General features: G+C 73.3%; 17 protein-coding genes and 1 tRNA gene. 8 read left to right on the top strand and 10 right to left on the bottom strand.

The genetic code is table 11. The features are described 5' to 3' along the window. Positions 1 to 80: 80 nt before the first annotated feature. Complete coding sequence (locus AB0F62_RS31915) at positions 81 to 872, bottom strand: ferritin-like domain-containing protein (RefSeq protein WP_361807187.1); 792 nt, start codon at positions 870 to 872, stop codon at positions 81 to 83. Between the two features lie 274 nt (positions 873 to 1,146). On the opposite strand from AB0F62_RS31915, the gene AB0F62_RS31910 reads away from it, so the two are divergent. Next, positions 1,147 to 1,752 carry a hypothetical protein gene (locus AB0F62_RS31910; RefSeq protein WP_361807184.1) on the top strand — a complete coding sequence of 202 codons (606 nt, stop codon included), beginning with the start codon at positions 1,147 to 1,149 and terminating at the stop codon, positions 1,750 to 1,752. A 30-nt stretch (positions 1,753 to 1,782) separates the two neighbouring features. Here AB0F62_RS31910 and AB0F62_RS31905 read toward each other — a convergent pair whose 3' ends face one another. After that, positions 1,783 to 2,835: an LLM class F420-dependent oxidoreductase gene (locus tag AB0F62_RS31905; RefSeq protein ID WP_361807181.1), complete on the bottom strand. Its 1,053-nt coding sequence runs from the start codon at positions 2,833 to 2,835 to the stop codon at positions 1,783 to 1,785. Between the two features lie 126 nt (positions 2,836 to 2,961). Here AB0F62_RS31905 and AB0F62_RS31900 point away from each other — a divergent pair, with 126 nt between their 5' ends. Together AB0F62_RS31900 and AB0F62_RS31895 are read left to right on the top strand one after the other, a co-directional pair. Next, positions 2,962 to 3,942, top strand: a complete 981-nt coding sequence (locus tag AB0F62_RS31900; RefSeq protein WP_361807178.1) for an aldo/keto reductase — start codon at positions 2,962 to 2,964, stop codon at positions 3,940 to 3,942. 40 nt (positions 3,943 to 3,982) lie between these two features. Further along, positions 3,983 to 6,019: a helix-hairpin-helix domain-containing protein gene (locus tag AB0F62_RS31895; protein ID WP_361807175.1), complete on the top strand. Its 2,037-nt coding sequence runs from the start codon at positions 3,983 to 3,985 to the stop codon at positions 6,017 to 6,019. A gap of 51 nt (positions 6,020 to 6,070) precedes the next feature. Here the strand turns inward: AB0F62_RS31895 and AB0F62_RS31890 are convergent, their stop codons facing one another. Beyond that, on the bottom strand, positions 6,071 to 6,676 hold the full coding sequence (locus tag AB0F62_RS31890) for a hypothetical protein (RefSeq protein WP_361807172.1): 606 nt from the start codon (positions 6,674 to 6,676) through the stop codon (positions 6,071 to 6,073). A 47-nt stretch (positions 6,677 to 6,723) separates the two neighbouring features. On the opposite strand from AB0F62_RS31890, the gene AB0F62_RS31885 reads away from it, so the two are divergent. Further along, complete coding sequence (locus AB0F62_RS31885) at positions 6,724 to 6,912, top strand: DUF5703 family protein (protein ID WP_361807169.1); 189 nt, start codon at positions 6,724 to 6,726, stop codon at positions 6,910 to 6,912. A gap of 69 nt (positions 6,913 to 6,981) precedes the next feature. On the opposite strand, the gene AB0F62_RS31880 is transcribed toward AB0F62_RS31885, so the two are convergent. The 3 genes from AB0F62_RS31880 to AB0F62_RS31870 form a co-directional block, all read right to left on the bottom strand. Next, the gene (locus AB0F62_RS31880) at positions 6,982 to 7,899 is read right to left on the bottom strand and encodes a chaplin (RefSeq protein ID WP_361807166.1); all 918 of its coding nucleotides are present in this window, start codon (positions 7,897 to 7,899) and stop codon (positions 6,982 to 6,984) included. Positions 7,900 to 8,088: 189 nt separating this feature from the next. Further along, on the bottom strand, positions 8,089 to 8,322 hold the full coding sequence (locus AB0F62_RS31875; RefSeq protein WP_018559022.1) for a chaplin: 234 nt from the start codon (positions 8,320 to 8,322) through the stop codon (positions 8,089 to 8,091). Positions 8,323 to 8,463: 141 nt separating this feature from the next. Next, the gene (locus AB0F62_RS31870) at positions 8,464 to 9,792 is read right to left on the bottom strand and encodes a M20/M25/M40 family metallo-hydrolase (protein WP_361807161.1); all 1,329 of its coding nucleotides are present in this window, start codon (positions 9,790 to 9,792) and stop codon (positions 8,464 to 8,466) included. 172 nt (positions 9,793 to 9,964) lie between these two features. Here AB0F62_RS31870 and AB0F62_RS31865 point away from each other — a divergent pair. After that, a tRNA-Leu gene (locus tag AB0F62_RS31865) sits at positions 9,965 to 10,052 on the top strand. An 86-nt stretch (positions 10,053 to 10,138) separates the two neighbouring features. Here the strand turns inward: AB0F62_RS31865 and AB0F62_RS31860 are convergent. Beyond that, positions 10,139 to 10,429: an SHOCT domain-containing protein gene (locus tag AB0F62_RS31860; RefSeq protein ID WP_361807158.1), complete on the bottom strand. Its 291-nt coding sequence runs from the start codon at positions 10,427 to 10,429 to the stop codon at positions 10,139 to 10,141. A 348-nt stretch (positions 10,430 to 10,777) separates the two neighbouring features. Between AB0F62_RS31860 and AB0F62_RS31855 the strand changes: the two genes are divergently transcribed. Both AB0F62_RS31855 and AB0F62_RS31850 read left to right on the top strand, forming a co-directional pair. Continuing rightward, complete coding sequence (locus tag AB0F62_RS31855; RefSeq protein WP_361807155.1) at positions 10,778 to 12,199, top strand: cytochrome ubiquinol oxidase subunit I; 1,422 nt, start codon at positions 10,778 to 10,780, stop codon at positions 12,197 to 12,199. Further along, positions 12,196 to 13,239, top strand: a complete 1,044-nt coding sequence (locus AB0F62_RS31850; RefSeq protein WP_361807152.1) for a cytochrome d ubiquinol oxidase subunit II — start codon at positions 12,196 to 12,198, stop codon at positions 13,237 to 13,239. Before AB0F62_RS31855 ends, AB0F62_RS31850 begins: the two co-directional genes overlap by 4 nt. 356 nt (positions 13,240 to 13,595) lie before the next feature. Here AB0F62_RS31850 and AB0F62_RS31845 read toward each other — a convergent pair whose 3' ends face one another. Together AB0F62_RS31845 and AB0F62_RS31840 are read right to left on the bottom strand one after the other, a co-directional pair. Next, on the bottom strand, positions 13,596 to 13,889 hold the full coding sequence (locus AB0F62_RS31845) for a hypothetical protein (protein ID WP_361807148.1): 294 nt from the start codon (positions 13,887 to 13,889) through the stop codon (positions 13,596 to 13,598). A 401-nt stretch (positions 13,890 to 14,290) separates the two neighbouring features. Continuing rightward, complete coding sequence (locus AB0F62_RS31840; RefSeq protein ID WP_361807145.1) at positions 14,291 to 15,973, bottom strand: sodium:proton exchanger; 1,683 nt, start codon at positions 15,971 to 15,973, stop codon at positions 14,291 to 14,293. Positions 15,974 to 16,140: 167 nt separating this feature from the next. Between AB0F62_RS31840 and AB0F62_RS31835 the strand changes: the two genes are divergently transcribed. Continuing rightward, positions 16,141 to 16,494: a hypothetical protein gene (locus AB0F62_RS31835; protein ID WP_361807142.1), complete on the top strand. Its 354-nt coding sequence runs from the start codon at positions 16,141 to 16,143 to the stop codon at positions 16,492 to 16,494. A 10-nt stretch (positions 16,495 to 16,504) separates the two neighbouring features. On the opposite strand, the gene AB0F62_RS31830 is transcribed toward AB0F62_RS31835, so the two are convergent. Further along, a complete protein-coding gene (locus tag AB0F62_RS31830; protein ID WP_361807139.1) occupies positions 16,505 to 16,948 on the bottom strand; it encodes a DUF6325 family protein in 444 nt (147 codons plus the stop codon). Positions 16,949 to 16,988 lie beyond the last annotated feature (40 nt).

The raw sequence follows: 16,988 nt of genomic DNA, 5'->3' as shown, positions 1-16,988 counted from the left end.
GCACCGCGAGCCTGTGACGGACCCGCCGCCCCGGGACCGCTCACAGCCACCGGTTCGGACCGGCGGCCGGGGCCGCGGGTTCAGACCGCGGGCTCGGCCGCGGGCTCCGGACCGCCGCCGAGGGCGTCGCGCCGCTGGGGCATGGCGAGGCGGACCATGCGCCGCCAGCCGCCCAGCCGCTCGTAGGCGTACGCCGCGTGGATCCCGGCCCGCAGCAGCGCGGCCTTCGCCCTCGACCAGCCGAGGATCCGGCCCATGTGGTCCATGACGGCGAGACTGACGTCGCGGTAGATGCGGATCTCGGCGTGGGCGCATTCGCGCAGGATGCGATGGATGGCGTGGCCGTGGCCGGCGTAGGCGAAGCGCAGCAGTTCCTCGTGGCAGTAGGCGAGGTGGTTGTCCTCGTCGCCCGAGATCATGCGGACGGCCTTGCCGATGTCCGGGTGGTCCGCGAAGTACTTGGTGAGCAGGGCCATCTGCTCGGAGGCGCGCTGTTCGGTGACCCGGCTGTGGGCGAGGTAGGTCACGATGTCCTCGACGGTCAGCGGCTCGTCGCGGCGCAGCTTTTCGTGGGTCAGGCCGATGCCCCCGCGCTCCAGGAGCATCGTGTAGTCGGTCTCGGGGGGCACCGGGACGGGCTCCAGGCCGCGCTTGTGCATCAGCGCGTTGAAGATCCGGCCGTGCTTGTCCTCGTCGGCACCGTGCCGGGCGATCTTGGGGGCCAGCTCGCGCTGGGACCCGGGAACCAGTGCGGCGATCCTGCCGTTCTCCCAGCCGCCCTGCGACTCGCCGCTGGCGGCGATCGAGCAGAACAGCCGGAAGGAGTCGTCGTTGTCGAGGATCTCCTGGAACAGACTCCGGGCGGAGAGCATGACGTACCTCCTGCGCGAATCGGGCATACGCAAAAGACGAGTCAAGTCGCACGCAAAGCGGGAGGCAACAGGCCCGCGCGTCAACTCGGCCGAACGGATGAGGACCGTCCGGCACCCGGCACGTAACCCCTGGCCCTTCCGGGCGTTGTGTTTGGTGACGGCCGTGGCGGGGAAGACCCCCGAGCCCCCACCACGGCCGCGGAAACCGAGGGGCGCCGCCGCCGGCCGAAGTGCCCGTGATTTCATTGCCCCTCGGAGGGGTCACGACCAAGACATGTTCAGCAAGGCGACGCGCAGCCGGACGACGGCACGCCCCGTGGGCCCGGCGGGCTCGGACTGGGCCCCTTACGCGCGCCTGGACGACGCGGCACGCGCGTACTTCCTCCACTCCGACGTGGCCCTCGATGCGATCGCCGGCGTCCTGGGCCGGCGGCGGGTCCGCGGCTTCACCCTGGAGCGCGTCGTCGACCTGACGGAGGCCGGCACCTCGGTGTGGCAGGAGGCCGCGGTCTGCGACGGCCGGCGGCTCATCCTGTGGCACAGCGAGGAAATCGCCGACGAGGAGGCGCCGGGCGGCCGGGTGCTGGACTCCTCCGTGCAGGTGCTGCCCCTGGAGTCGATCGGCCACGTCGGCATGCGCACCCTGGTGGGCCGCGACGAGCAGGGCCGCCGGATCGACCGCGGCGTGTACGTGGTGCTGGCGACCGCGATGCCGCAGGAACTGAGCGCGGTGCGCGATGACTCCGACGGCACGGTCGCCGCGGCCCGCTTCCGGCCCGAGGCCTTCCGCTTCAGCAAGTCCCTCGACGACGGCGGGGCCGGGCAGATAGCGCGGCTGATCGCCTTCGGGCGGCTGATGGGGCGGCTGGTCCCGGGCTGAGCCGGGACCAGGCCGCCCCGGGGCGGTGTCCTACTCGGCGAGGCCGGCGCGCTCCAGCGCCTCGACGCCCGCGCGCAGCGCGGTGATCCGCTCGTCCAGGGTGAAGCCGGCCGGGGCGAGCGTCAGGGTGGTCACACCCGCCGCCGCGTAGGCCCCCATCCGGTCGGCGATCCGCTCCACGGAGCCGAGCAGGGTGGTGGAGTCGATGAGCTCGCGCGGGATCGCGGCGGCCGCGCCGTTCTTGTCGCCGGACAGGTACTTGTCCTGGATCTCGGCGGCCTCCTTCTCGTACCCCATGCGCTGCGCCAGCTGGTTGTAGAAGTTCTGCTTGCGGCTGCCCATCCCGCCGACGTACAGCGCGGTGTAGGGGCGGAAGATGTCGGCCAGCGCGTCCACGTCCTCGCCGACGGCGAGCGGCACGGTCGGGCAGACGTCGAAGCCGTCCATGGTCTTCCCGGCCTTCTCGCGGCCCGCCCTGATGTGGCGGATCGCGGTGTCCTCCAGGTGGGCGGCGGAGGGGAAGATCAGCAGCGCGCCGTCGGCGATCTCGCCGGTCTGCTCCAGGTTCTTCGGGCCGATGGCGGCGATGTACAGCGGGATGTGCTCGCGCACCGGGTGCACGGTCAGCTTCAGCGCCTTGCCGGGGCCGCCGGGCAGCGGCAACGTCCAGTGCTCGCCCTCGTGGCTCAGCCGCTCCCGGGACATCGCCTTGCGGATGATGTCGACGTACTCGCGCGTGCGCGCCAGCGGCTTGTCGAACTTCACGCCGTACCAGCCCTCGGAGACCTGCGGGCCGGAGACGCCCAGGCCCAGCCGGAAACGGCCGCCGGACAGGGAGTCGAGGGTGGCGGCGGTCATCGCCGTCATCGCGGGCGTACGGGCCGGGATCTGGAAGATGGCCGAGCCGACGTCGATGCGCTCGGTCTGCGCGGCGACCCAGGAGAGCACGGTGGGCGCGTCCGAACCGTAGGCCTCGGCCGCCCAGCACACGGAGTAGCCGAGGCGGTCCGCCTCCTGCGCCACGGCGAGGTTGTCGGCGTCCATCCCGGCGCCCCAGTAGCCGAGGTTGATCCCGAGCCGCATGGCGATCCCCTTACCGATGAGTAACGTCTTTGTTCCCCGGACCATATCGCTCCGGGCGCGCGCCGGCGCCTGTCGGGTACATCACTCCTGCCCAAAGCTCCCGGACGACCAGTAATGTCACCCCTCATGGAGCAAAGGCACCTCGGCCGCACTGGACTGCGTGTGTCCCGGCTCGGACTCGGCACGCTGACCTGGGGGCGCGACACCGGCGAACTCGACGCCGCCGACCAGCTCAAGGCCTTCTGGGAGGCCGGGGGCACGCTCGTGGACACCGCCGACGTGTACGGGGACGGCGGCGCCGAGTACCTTCTCGGCCGGCTGGTCGAGGACCTGGTGCCGCGCTCGGACCTGGTGATCGCCACCAAGGCCGGCAGCGTGCCGGACCCCTACCGCCGCTTCGACGCCTCGCGCGGCCACCTGCTGGCCGCCCTGGACGCCTCCCTCCAGCGGCTCGGCACGGACTACGTGGACCTCTGGCAGGTGCACGCGTACGACCCGGCCACCCCGCTGGACGAGACGCTGCAGGCCCTGGACCTCGCGGTCAGCTCCGGCCGCGCCCGCTACGTCGGCGTCTCCAACTTCTGCGGCTGGCAGCTCGCCAAGGCCGCCACCTGGCAGCGGGCCCTGCCGGCACGCACGCCGCTGGCCAGCACGCAGATGGAGTACTCGCTGCTGCAACGCGGCGTCGAACGCGAGGTGCTGCCCGGCGCGCTGGACCTGGGGGTGGGCCTGCTGCCCTCCTCCCCGCTGGGGCGCGGGGTCCTGACGGGCAAGTACCGGCACGGGACCCCGCAGGACTCGCGCGGCGGCTCCGAGGACATGGCGCCCTTCGTCGCCCCCTACCTCGACGAGACGGCCCGGCTCATCGTGGACGCGCTCGCGATAGCGGCCGACGGACTGGCCGCCACCCCGCTGCAGGTGGCGCTGGCCTGGGTGCGGGACCGCCCCGGCGTCGCGGCGCCGATCGTCGGCGCGCGCAACGCCCGGCAGCTCGCGGAGGCATTGTCAGTGGAGACCCTTAGTCTTCCGGATGAGATCTGCCAGGCGCTGGACGACGTCTCTGCGCCGGTGCACCGCTATCCGGACCACGACTGGAGCACGCTGTGATCGGGCCCCGTCCGTAGTCCGCCGTACAACGGAGGCCATCGTGACCGACGACCGGGACGACCGCGAGGAACGCGCCGAGCCGGAGGGCGCGGCCGGCGAGGAGAGCGCGGCTCCCCGACGGCCGCGGCCGTCGACCGAGGGCGTCGGTTCGCAGCTCCCCGCCGAACTCTCCGACCTGGCCGCGGCGGTGCGGGCGATCGAGCGCGGCGAGCGCCCGGCGGCGCCCGCCAGGGCCGCCGCCGGCGAGCCGGTGCGGCCGCCCGCACCGCGCCCCGCCGCGACCTCACCCGCTCCGGCCCCTGCCCCCGCGCCCGCCGCGGTGGCCCGGCCCGCCCTGCCCGCGCAGCTCAGCGGGGACGCGCTCGCGGCCGCGCGGACGGTGCTCGCCGCGGGCGGGGCGCCGGAGAGCCTGGCCGAGGCGGCCGTGGAGGCACTGGGCGAACGGGCCGGGGAGGCGCTCCGCGAGGATCCGTGGCAGATCCTGGCGCTCGGCGGTGTCCGGGTGGACCAGGCCGACGGTTTCGCCAAGGCGCTGCTCGGCGGCGAGGGCGGCCCGGACGACGAGCGGCGGGTGCGGGCGCTGGTCGTCCGGCTGCTGGAGATGGCGGCCGAGCGGGGCCACACCGCGCTGGAGTGGACCGCCCTGGGCGCGGCGCTCGGCCGGAACGGCGTCACCGACGCCGAGGAGGCCCTGAAGTCCGCTGTCGAGGACGGCCTGGTGCTGGTCTTCCACGTCCCCGACGAGAGCGCCGGAGCCCGTCCGGCGGCAGACGAGGAGGACGAGGAGACGCCGGTGCGGCTGCTGCTCGGCCTGGACCGGTACGCGCTCGCCGAGGAGAGCCTGGCGGACGGTCTGAGCAGACTCCTCAACACCTTCGAGGCGGACGAGTCGCAGGACTGGGAGGGCGCGGCCGGCGCGGCCCCGTCCCCGTCCGCCGCGGCGCTGGTCCGGGCGGCCGCCGGGAGCGGGCTCGTCGCCCACACCGGCGCGGAGGCCGCCCGCGCCGAGCCGGCCGCGCTGGTGGCGGCCGCGCGGGCGCTGGGGCTGCGCGCCTGGGCCGTCGCGGCCACCGAGGACGGCAGGCGGCGGCTGGCCGGGGCCGTGGGCGAGGAGGCGACCGCGACGCTCGCCGGGCTCCTCTCGGGCCACGAGGGCCCCGGCCGGGACGAGGACGGGGCGCTGGCGCTGGATCTGCTGGCGGTGGTGGACGCGCCACAGCTGGACGTGGAGACGGCCGCGACCCTGGTCGAGGCCGTCCCGGACGGCGCCCGGCTCGTGCTCTCCGGGGATCCGGCGGTGCTGTGGTCCTCGGGGCCGGGCCGGGTCTTCGCCGACCTGCTGGCGGCGAAGGTGTGCCCGCAGGTCGCCTCCCGCACCCCCGACGCGGGCCCGATCGGCGAGCTGGTCTCCGGTATCGGCTTCGGTGAGCTCGCCGCCGTCGACGCGCCCGGCAAGGAGGTCGTGATCGTCCCGGTGAGGGACGCCGCCGAGGCCGTCCACCGTACGGTCCAGCTGGTCGCGGACTCCGTGCCCCGGGCCATCGGCGTACCCCCGGAGCAGACCCAGGTGATCACCCCGGGCCACGGGGGCGCCGCCGGCACCCGGGCGCTCAACGCCGCGCTCAAGGAGCGCCTCAACCCGGGTCCGGGCCGCTTCGGCGGTTTCGACCCGGGCGACCGGATCGTCCATGTGCCGGCCCCCGGTACCGCCGTTCCGGGCACCGTCGTCTCCGCCGACGCGGAAGGGCTGCGGCTCGACTGCGGGGGCACCGCCGTCGTGGTGGCCCCCGACGCGGTCGCCGCCCAGGTGCGGCACGGCTGGGCGGTCACGGCGCATCAGGCCGCGGGCCGCCGCTGGCCGGCCGCCGTCGTGGTACTGCCGGGCGACGAGGCGCGGGCGCTGACCCGAGCCTGGGTCTACACCGCCTTCAGCCGCGGCGAGCGCCATCTGTCCGTGGTGCACGGCGTCGACGAGGCGCTCCCCCGCGCCGTGGCGGAGATCCCCGCCCGGGAGCGCACCACGCGTCTGCGCGAGATCCTGCGCGAGCAGGCGGCGGCCGCCACAGCGGCGGAGTGATCCGCCGCGCGGGCCCGGGGGCGGTTCCCCGGGCCCGGGCCCTCGCCCGGCTCAGGCGAGCCGGTCGAGTTCGTCCGCGTCGGCCTCGTCGTCGTACACGGCGCTGACGTCGAAGCGGCAGAGCAGCTGCCGCGGGTCGGCCTGGTCGAAGGGCGCGGAGAGCCACTCGCCGGGCTCGGCGGCCCGGGCCGCGGTGACCCAGAGCGTGGAGTCGCCCTCGTCCAGGCCGAACTCCTTGTGGCGCTCGGCGATCTCGTCGGGCTCGTACTCCCCGAAGAGGGCGCCGACCGCCGCGCCGATGTCGGCCCCGGCGGCGTCGGAGACGCGTTCCGCCTGATGGCGCAGCCGCTGCGGGTCGGCGACGGTGTAGTCCCGGCGGATCAGGACGCTGATCGCGCCCGGTTCCCCGGGTCCCGCGTACTCGGGCAGGGTGTCCCCGAGCGGCACCTCGAAGGGGGTGACCTCGTCGTAGGTGTCGTAGAGCAGCTCGTCGTAGGCCTCGGCGGCCGAGGCGAGGCCCTCGAAGGCCTGGTAGACCGCGGGATCGTCGTCCCCGGTGCGGTTCTCGATCGCGGCGAGGTGACGGTCCAGCGCGGCTTTCACCGCCTCGACGGCGGCTCGTACCTCGGCAACGGTGGGCTGCGCGGCATCAGACATGCAGAAGACGCTATCCGTACCGAGGCGTTCCCCGCACAATAGATGCGATGCCCGAATACGAATTCAGAGATGTGTACGTGCCACGGGGAGTCTCCCGCAAGGAGGCTCATCGCATGCTGACCGACCACGCCGAGTACGGTCACTGGGAGCTCGACCGCCTTCGCCTCTACCCGGACGGCAGCCGCAGGGTGCGGCTGCGCCGTCGGATCATCCGGCAGATACGCGCCACCTGGTGAGATCGCCCACATGCGGAACGGGGCCCCGCGCACCGCGGGGCCCCGCTCGACGAGATGTGACCGGAACGATCAGTTCTTGACCGCGCGGGCGCGGCGGAACAGCACCGCGCCGCCCAGCAGGAGACCGGCGCTGGTCAGCAGCCCCGTGGCGACGTCACCGGCACCGGTACGGGCCAGGGACGGACCGCCGTGGCCCATGGACTGCGGCTGGTTGCCACCGCCGCCGCCACCGCCGCCACCGCCGCCACCGCCGCCGCCCTTCTCGTTGTTCTCCTTGCCCGGCTTGTGGCGGTTGCCGTGGTGCTCGGGCTTGTGGTGGTGGCCCTTGCCCTCGTGGCGGTAGCCGTGGCCGCCGTTGTTGACGCAGGCGTTCCCGAGGGCGGCGTTGCCGAGACCGACCAGGTTCAGCGAGTTGCCGCAGGCGTTGACCGGGATGTTGATCGGTGCCTGGACGACGTTGCCGGACAGAACGCCCGGGGAGCCGACCGCGGCCGCGCGCGCCGAGGCGCCGCCGCCGTGACCGTAACCGTGGTCGTCACCGTAGCCGTGGCCCTTGCCGTAGCCCTTGCCCTTGTCGTGGCCGTAGCCCTTGCCACCGCCGTAGCTCTTGCCACCGCCGTGGCCCGAGCCGCCGTCCTTGTCGCGGTAGCCGCCGCTGTCCTTGCCGCGGTAGCCGCCGCTGCTCTTCTTGCCGTAGCCCTTGCCCTTGTCGTGGCCGTAGCCGTGGCCCTTGCCGTGCCCGACGGAGCCGTTGACGCAGGTGTTGCCCGCCGCCGGGTTGAGGATCCCGACGATGTTCACGGTGTTGCCGCAGGCGTTGATCGGAATGTTCACCGGCGCCTGGATGGTGTTGCCGGACAGAACGCCCGGAGAGCCGGCGGCGACCCCGGACGCGTGGGAGTCCGCGTAGGCCATACCGCCGGTGACGGCGAGCACGCCGCCCGTCGCGACTGCCGTGAGCAGCCCCTTTTTCGCGACTGATCGCATTGAATGTCCCTGCCTCTTGCTTTTCCGATACGGAAACCGGCGGACAATCGCCCGCCGGGGGAATGAATGACCCCCCGGGGCCGGAAAACCGGTGTCCCACCCCTAGCCGGTGCGGCGGCCCCGGAACGCGGAGATGGCGCATCCGGGGCCGCCGTGATCAGGCCTGCAGCAGTGCGGCCCGCCGCGACGTCAGTTGTTGAAGCAGGCGTTGCCCAGGGCCGGGTTCAGCAGCCCCACGATGTTGATCGTGTTGCCGCACAGGTTGACCGGGATGTTGACGGGCACCTGGATCACATTGCCGGACAGGACCCCCGGGGAACCGACGGCGGCAGCCTGAGCGCCGGAGTCGGCGACGGCCACGCCGGCACCCGCAGCCACGAGCCCACCGGTGACAGCGGCAGCAGCGACGACCTTCTTGATCATTTTTCCTCCTTGTTGGCAAAACGGCCCCAACCTCGGACCGCACACGAACCAACGACCAGGGAGGAGGCGCGCTACTGCCGCCAGGATTCATTCACTCTTTTCGGCTAAGCGGCAAGAAATGTCGATAATGCGAGCGTCGTTTCAGCAGTTCGCCAGGAAACGGTCGAGAACACGCACGCCGAACTTCAGTCCGTCGACCGGTACCCGCTCGTCCACGCCGTGGAACATTCCGGCGAAATCCAGCTCCGGGGGAAGCCGCAGCGGGGCGAATCCGAAGCAGCGGATTCCCAGGTCGTCGAAGGACTTGGCGTCGGTCCCGCCGGACAGGCAGTACGGCACCGCGCGGGCGATCGGGTCCTCGGCCTTGAGCGCCGCCTGCATGGCGTCGACCAGCGCGCCGTCGAAGCTGGTCTCCAGCGCCTTGTCGGAGTGCACGTCCTCGCGCCTCACCCGGGGCCCGAGGATCCGGTCGACGTCGGCGAGGAACTCCTCCTCGTACCCGGGCAGGAAGCGGCCGTCCACGTGAGCGGTCGCCTGACCGGGGATGACGTTCACCTTGTAGCCGGCGCCCAGCATCGTGGGCGCCGCGGTGTTCCGCAGCGTCGCCCCGATGATCTTGGCGATGCCGCCCAGCTTGGCGAGCGTCGCCTCCATGTCCTCCGGGTCGAGCTCGGTACCGAGGGCGTCGCCCAGCTCGTCCAGGAAACCGCGCACGGACTTGGTCACCCGCACCGGGAACTCGTGCCGGCCGAGCCGGCCGACCGCCTCGCAGAGCTCTGTGATGGCGTTGTCGGTGTTCGTCATGGACCCGTGCCCCGCGGTGCCGTCCACCGTGAGCCGCATCCAGTGCATGCCCTTCTGGGCGGTCTCGATCAGGTACAGGCGCACATCCTCGTTGACGGTGAAGGAGAAGCCGCCGACCTCGCCGATGGCCTCGGTCACACCCTCGAAGAGCCCGGGGTGCCGGTCGACCAGATGCCGCGCCCCGTAGACGCCGCCCGCCTCCTCGTCCGCGAGGAAGGCCAGCACGATGTCGCGGGGCGGCCGGCGGCCGCTGCGCAGCATGTCGCGCACGACCGCCAGGGTCATCGCGTCCATGTCCTTCATGTCGACGGCACCGCGTCCCCACACGCACCCGTCGGCGATCTCGCCGGAGAAGGGGTGGTGCGTCCAGTCGTCGGCGTTCGCGGGCACGACGTCGGTGTGGCCGTGGATCAGCAGCGCGGGACGGGAGGGGTCCTCGCCCGCGATACGGGCGACGGTGGAGGCCCGCCCCTTGTGCGACTCGAAGATCCGCGGCTCCAGGCCGACCTCGGCGAGCTTCTCCGCCACGTACTCGGCCGCGGCCCGCTCACCCGGCCCGGAGTGGTCGCCGTAGTTGCTGGTGTCGATCCGGATCAGGTCCCGGCAGAGGTCGACGACCTCGTCCTCTCCGGTGATCGTACGGGCGGCCGAGCTCGACTCACTCACGCTGTCTCCTTCGTTCGTCGGTCCCGGCCATCCTCCCGCGCCCCCTCCGGGGCCCGCGAGGGCCCCCGCACGCCGTCACGCACCCGTCACGGAAACCGTGTGACCGGGGACCTCCGGATGTTTGCTATTGTTTTCCACGTCGCCGGGACGAGTGCCGGGCGGCCAACACCCTGTCCGGGTGGCGGAATGGCAGACGCGCTAGCTTGAGGTGCTAGTGCCCTTTATCGGGCGTGGGGGTTCAAGTCCCCCCTCGGACACCACGCAGACGCCTGTGGGCGGCACGACCGGGAGACCGGCGGTGCCGCCCACAGGCGTCTGCGGCGTTGTCTCCGGCCGGCCGGGGCCGTCAGCCGCCGAGGATCGCGCGCTTCTGCGTCTGGAACTCCTCCTCGGTGAGGATTCCCTGTTCCTTCAGTTCGCCGAGCTGCTTGAGCTGCTCCAGCTTGCCCGCCATGTCGCCCGCCTGGGCGGGCGGGGGCGGGGCGGGGGCCGCGTATCCGGGCTGCTCGACCGGTGCCTGCCCGTAGTCCTGCTGGGCCCAGCGTCCCTGCTGGCGTCGTGACACCCGGTTGGAGACGGCGGTGGCCGTGCCCGCCACGACGGCGGTGCGCGCGGCTCCGCGCAGGAGACCCACCATGGTTCGCTCCCCTCTCGTCGCCCCTCGCCACCCATTCGACCACCGCGCCGGCCACGCCGCACGCCGTGCCGGGCGGGCCGCCGCGTTGCTCCGTTCGGCCCGGTCCGTCCGCCCCAACGGGCCAACGGCACGCCCGCCGCCGCGCGGGGCGGCCCGCGCGGCGATTTCGTGGTGTCCGCGGACCGCCCGCGGGCAGCCGCGGGCCGTCCGGCTCGCCAGCCGTCCGCGAGACATCGGAGACACCGTGGCAACCAGCGGCAGCAACGGACCGGGGCCCCTCGGGTATCCGGTCCTCGACGACGGCACGAGGTTCCTCCCCGGCTTCGCCACGGGGGGCTGAGCACGTCCATGACCCACGCGACCGGCCTCCTCGCGGACGTCCCGGCCCAGTTGCTGCCGGCCCGTGAGCTGATGGCCTTCACCCTGGGCACCCACATCCTGCTCGTCCCGTTCGGCGTCGCCCTGCCCGGGCTGACGCTGCTGATGCACTACCGCGGGCTGCGCAAGGGCGACGCCGACGCGCTGCGGCTGGCCCGGCGCTGGTCCGCGGTGATGGCCGTGCAGTTCGCGATCGGCATCGTCACCGGCACCGTCCTGTCGTTCGAGTTCGGACTGCTCTGGCCGGGCCTGATGGGCCGCTGGGGCGACGTCTTCGGCCTCGGTTTCGGCATCGAGGCGTGGGCCTTCTTCCTCGAGGCGATCCTCATCGCGATCTACCTGTACGGCTGGCGCCGGCTGAAGCCGTGGACGCACTTCTGGCTGGCGGTCCCGCTGCCCGCGGCCGCGCTGCTGGGGGCCTTCGGCATCCTGGCCGCGAACGCGTGGATGAACACCCCGCGGGGCTTCGCCCTCGACGCGGCCGGCGATCCGGTGGAGATCGACATCCGGCGGGCGATCTTCACGCCGATCTTCGGCCCCGAGTACTGGCACTTCGTGGTGGGCGCCTTCCTCGCCGCGGCGTACGTGGTGGCGGGCGTCTACGCCACGGGCTGGCTGCGCGGCCGCCGCGACCACTACCACCGGCTGGGCTTCGTACTCCCCTTCACCGTCGCGGCGATCCTGACTCCGGTGCAGCTCGTGCTCGGCGACTCCATCGCCCGCGCGGTCTTCCGGGAGCAGCCGGTGAAGTTCGCGGCGACCGAGCTGGTGTGGAAGACCGACACCCATGTGCCGGAGTACATCTTCGGCCGGCTGCACCCCGACGGATCGGTGACCGGCGGCATCAAGATCCCGCAGCTCGACTCCATCCTCGCCGGCTTCAGCCCCGACACCCGGGTGACGGGGCTGTCGGCGGTGCCGGCCGGCGACCGGCCCAACGCGACGCAGGCCACGATCGTCCACTGGGCCTTCGACATCATGGTGATCATCGGGAGCCTGCTGGTCCTGCTCGTGCTCTGGTACGCCTGGTGCTGGTGGCGCCGCCGCGATCTGCCCCGGTCGCCGTGGTTCTTCCGGTGCGCGGCCGTCGCGGGCGCGGCGTGCCTGGTGGCGATGGAGTGCGGCTGGATCACCACGGAGGTGGGCCGCCAGCCCTGGATCGTGTACATGCACATGCGGGTGTCGGAGGCCGTGACGGACACCGGCGCGGGCGCCCTGTGGGCGATGCTGGGCCTGGTCGTCGTGGTGTACGTGCTGGTCATGGCCTCGTTCGTGGTGGTGCTGCTGAAGATGCGGGACCGGTGGCGCGAGGCCGACGAGGGCCCCGAGGAGGACCTGCCGTACGGGCCGCGGTCCGCGGCGGCGGCCGCAGCCGGCGGTGAGCGCCGGTGATCGCGGACCTCATCGCGTGGGTGCTGCTGGCGGCGGTGGCCGCGTACGCCTGCGCGGGCGGCACCGACTACGGTGCCGGTTTCTGGGACCTGTGCGCGGGGGGCGCTACGCGGGGCAGGCGGCCGCGATGGCTGATCGACCACGCGATGGCCCCGGTGTGGGAGACCAACAACGTCTGGCTGGTCTTCGTGCTGGTCGTCATGTGGACGGGCTTCCCGGTGCTCTTCCAGACCGTCTTCTCCGCCATGTGGCTGCCGCTGGCGCTGGCGGCCGTGGGCCTCGTCCTGCGCGGCGCCGGATTCGGGCTGCGCAAGCCCATCCGGCGGCTGGCGGGGCGCCGCGTGTACGGCGCCGCCTTCGCCGTGTCCTCGCTGCTCACCCCCTTCTTCCTGGGCGCCGCGGTGGGCGGGCTGGCCTCCGGCCGGGTCGACCCGGGCATCACCGCCTCCGCCGACGCGTGGGCCAATCCGACCTCGGTGATCGCGGGTCTGCTGACCATCGCCGCGACGGCCTTCCTGGGCGCCGTCTTCCTCGGTGCCGACGCGCACCGCTATGACGCACCCGACCTGGTGGGCTACTTCCGGGTCCGGGCCTGGAGCAGCCTGGCGGCCCTCGCCGTGCTGGCGCTGATCGGCCTCTCCGTGACGCGGCACGACGCCCCGTACGTGTACGCCGGGCTGACCGGCGGAGCGGGGCTGGCCCTCGTCCTGCTCGCGGTGGCGGCCGCGGTGGCCACCGCGTTGCTGCTGTGGCGCCCCGGCGGCGGGTGGGCGCGGTACACGGCGGTGGGCGCGGTGGCGCTGATCGTCTTCGCCTGGGGGCTGGCGCAGCGGCCGTACATGATCCCCACCTCGCTGACCGTGGCGGAGGCCGCGGGCGCCGACACGACGCTGCGCTGGCTGGCGCTGGTGACCCTGGTCGCCGTGGTGCTGGTCGGACCGCCGCTGGTGCTGCTGTACCGGCTGGACACCCGCGGCGCCCTCCAGCCGCTCACGGACGCCGACCTGCGGCAGACGCCGCCCGGCGGGGACGGCGGGTGACATGACCGGGCCCGGGCGCCCGCTCGTGGTCGTCCTCGGCGTCCCGGGCGCGGACAAGACCACCGTCGGACGGCTGCCCGCGCGGGAGCCGTCCGTGCCCTTCGTGGACGGGGCCGACCTCCATCCGGCAGGCGACATCGCCAAGACGGCCGCCGGACACCCGCCGGACGACGCGGACCGCGCGCCCTGGCTGCGACGGCTCGCCACGGGGATCCGGGCCGCCGGGGCCGCGCCGGGAAGGACCCGGTCCTCGCCTGCTCCGCGCTCGAGCGCGGCCGCCGCGACGGGCTGCGGGGGGGTGCCCCTATCTCTTTGGTCAAGCGGTTGGGGTGCCCCCGGTGGAGGCGAAGCGTGCGTCAGCCATCCGCCGCTGTGTCGATGCCTGCGTATTCGTAGATCCAGCCCGCAGAGGTATACGGGGCTCGAACTGCCAGGTAGATGTGTTTGGCGGCGGGGTTCCAGGGTCCTGACGTTCGACCGGGGCGGCCTCGGAAGCCTTCAGGCGGCAGTCCTGCCTGATTGAGCACGACGATTTTGGTCCGCCCGTTGAAAGGGCCGCCGACGATCTCGATGCCGACGGTGTTGTTGACGGTTTCGCCCGCGAGCCAGCGACGGATGAGTGCCAAGTGCTCGGAATTCTCGTCCCCCATGGCCGTAGCTGACCATGGGCTTGGGCGGAGGGCAAGCCGGTCTCAAGCCCCTCATCAGCGGTCCGTCGATGCCTCCGAGCCCGGTGACACCACCCCCGGATCATCAACCGCAACAGGGGGGAAGTCAGGCCGGAGGCCCCATTGCGGAGCCACGAAAACGGTAACGGGGGGCGGACGCCCGGGCCGGTCCGTGTCTCTCGCCCCGGACCGCGAGACCGCGAACCCCGGAGGACGGCGAGCCGGGCATCGGGGCCGACGCGACGGCGGAACCTGCCGCCGGCGCGGCCCGTCGCCTCGACGCGCTCGACGCACGGCGGTGCCGGGCGGGCGCGTCCGCCCGGGGGCACCGCACGGACGCAGGGCCCGTGGGCCCGTCCCGGGCGACCGCGCACCACCGCACGTCAGCGCGTGAGCAGCACCGCCGCGTCGCCGGGGCGGGGGCGGAGGGGGGCGGCGGAGCGGGTGGCGGGGTGGAGGCGGCCGTCGGGGCGGACGAGGAAGAGCAGTTGCCCGGGTTCGGGGAGCGGGCCGTCGACGCCGCGGGTCACGATGCGCTCGCCCCGGTCGTATCGGCGCTGCACCTCGGGGCGGGTCAGCTCGGGTGCGAAGAGCACCTCCCCACCGGTGAACGGGGCGACGACACCGTGGCTGTCGGAGGGCGGGGCGAGGCGGTAGACGGGGCCCTCCAGGCTGCCCTGGAGGTTGGTGGAGGCCAGCGCGTTGAAGTCGTCCTCGCCGGTGAGGAGCAGGATCGCGGTGAGGCCCGCCAGTTCCGCGCCGGCCCCCGTCGCGGCGGCGAACAGCTCGCCGGGGGCGACCTCGAGCCCCGCGGCGCGGATGCGTTCGCGTTCCTCCTCGCTGCCGGCCCACATCACCACCTCCAGGCCCGCGGAGCGCAGGGCCCGTCCGAGGTCGACGACCCAGGGGGCGCCGCCGACGAGCAGGGGCCGGGAACGCGCCGGGGCCAGGGCACCGAGGCGCCGGGCGACGGGGGCGGCCGTCAGCCCGTAGAGCGTGACGGTGGCGACGATCACCAGGAAGGTGACCGGGAGGATCCGGTCGGCGCCCTTCAGGCCGTGGCCCGACAGCTCGGCGGCGAAGGTCGCCGCGGTGGACGCCGCGACGATGCCGCGCGGCGCCATCCATCCGATGAGGCCCCGCTCCCCCGCGGTGAGCCCGGTCCCCCACGACGCCAGTGCCGCGACGAGCGGGCGGACGACGAGGACGAGCACGGCGACCAGGCCGAGCGCGGGCAGGAGCAGGCCCCGCAGGGAGTGCGGGGTGACCCCGGCGGAGATGGAGACGAAGAGCAGGCCGATGACGAGGGCGACCAGGGGCTCGAAGAAGGGCCGCCGCGACGGGGCGGCCGCTCCGGGCGCGTTGGCGACGGCCAGGCCCATCAGGACCGCGGCGATGAGTCCGGCGTCGTCACGGACGATGTCGCAGACCGCCGCGACGCCCACGACCACGGCGAACTGCACCAGGGAGTCCAGCACCTCCCCCGACCGGAGCCGCCGCAGCGCGGGGACGAGGATCGCGGTCCCCGCAGCCGCGCCCGCGACACCGACACCGGTGCTGAGCAGGAACTGGGCGGATTGCGCGGCGAAACCCCGGTGCGCCTGCGTGGAGACGGCGTGGAAGGTGAGCGCCCCGAGGAGGGCGCCGATCGGGTCGATCAGGGTGCCCTCCCACACCAGGATGCGGCGCACCCGCTCCGTGGGCCGTACGAAGGCGAGCAGGGGCGCGACGACGGTCGGCCCGGACACCACGAGGATCGCGCCGAGCAGCACGCCTGTGCGGCGGCCCATGTCCAGCAGCGGTGGCGCCAGGAGGGCGACCGACGCCCAGGTGAGGAGCACGCCGAGCCAGATGAGATGGACGGTGACGCGGCGGGTGTGGGCACGGAAACGCGCGAGGTCCAGGCCGAGGCCCGCGTCGTAGTCGTCGGTGAGCGCGCCGGCGGCGAAACCGGCGGGCAGCAGGACGATGAGGGCCGGGATGCGCAGGCGGCTCGCGAGGACCTGGCACCCGACCGCGATGACGACGATCAGGCCCACGCCGACCAGCACCTGGTCTTCCGTCACGGTGGGCGAGGCTAGCCCCGGACACCGGGAGCCGCCCGGCACCACACCCGGGTGCGCGGGCGGCCGGGCGGGATTTCAGCCGACTGGTCGCACCCGGCATGACAGCGTCGCCGCTTCGCGGCAGCGTTGCCATCGCACCGCTCTCCGCACAGACGAGGACGCTCATCATGGCCGATCTCCGGCGGCACGGCATCCGCGCCGGCGCCCTGCTCCTTCTGCTCGGCGCCGCGGGGTGCTCCGGCCTGACCCCCAAGGCGGTGGGCTCGCTGGTGTACACGACCCCCGACGACACGGTCGTGCAGCTCGACAACCCGTCGGTGGACGGCTGCCACCAACTGGTGCCCTCCGGTGCCAAGTCCATCCTGAACAACACGCTCAACGACGTGATCCTGCACACCGGGCCCGGGTGCAAGAACCTGGAGGGCACCGAGAGCTACTACCTGGCGACGAACACCAGCAATCCGGGCATCCCCGACGCGGAGCCGTGGATGAGTTTCACCGTGGTCGGCGGCAACGCCTGACCGGGGGTCATCAGGGGCCGGACTCGGCCGCGTCCAGGGAGGCGAGCACGGCCTGAACGGGGATGCGGCCGCTGGCCACGAGCCGGCCGCCGCCCCGGCGGATCGCGACCGCGAGGGGCGCGGCCCACACGTTCTCGTACACCAGGACGGCGGCGGAGCTGCCCGGTTCGAGGACGGCGGCGGCGTCCGCGAGATCGTCCTCGCCGAGCAGGCCGGAGGACACGCCCTGGAACACCTCGAGCTCGCCGAGGCCCTCCGCGGTGAGATCGGCGATCTCCATGCCGGCGATGCTCCCGTCCGCGTCCTTGCGGATGAAGGTCAGGTCGAGGATGCGGACGAGCCCGCGCTCGACGAGATCCAGCAGCAGGGGGAATGCCTCCCCGGTCATGCGGTTGCCGGGAAACTCGATCACCACGTAGTCGATGGGGCCCATTTCGTCGATTGCGTCGCTCACGGCACAGCTCCCTTCCCCCCGGGCGATCCCCCGTGCCATT

The organism is Streptomyces sp. NPDC026673 (genome assembly GCF_040638135.1).
Lineage (GTDB): Bacteria > Actinomycetota > Actinomycetes > Streptomycetales > Streptomycetaceae > Actinacidiphila.
The sequence above is the reverse complement of the archived record's forward strand: the minus strand, read 5'-3'. Positions and strand labels throughout refer to the sequence as shown.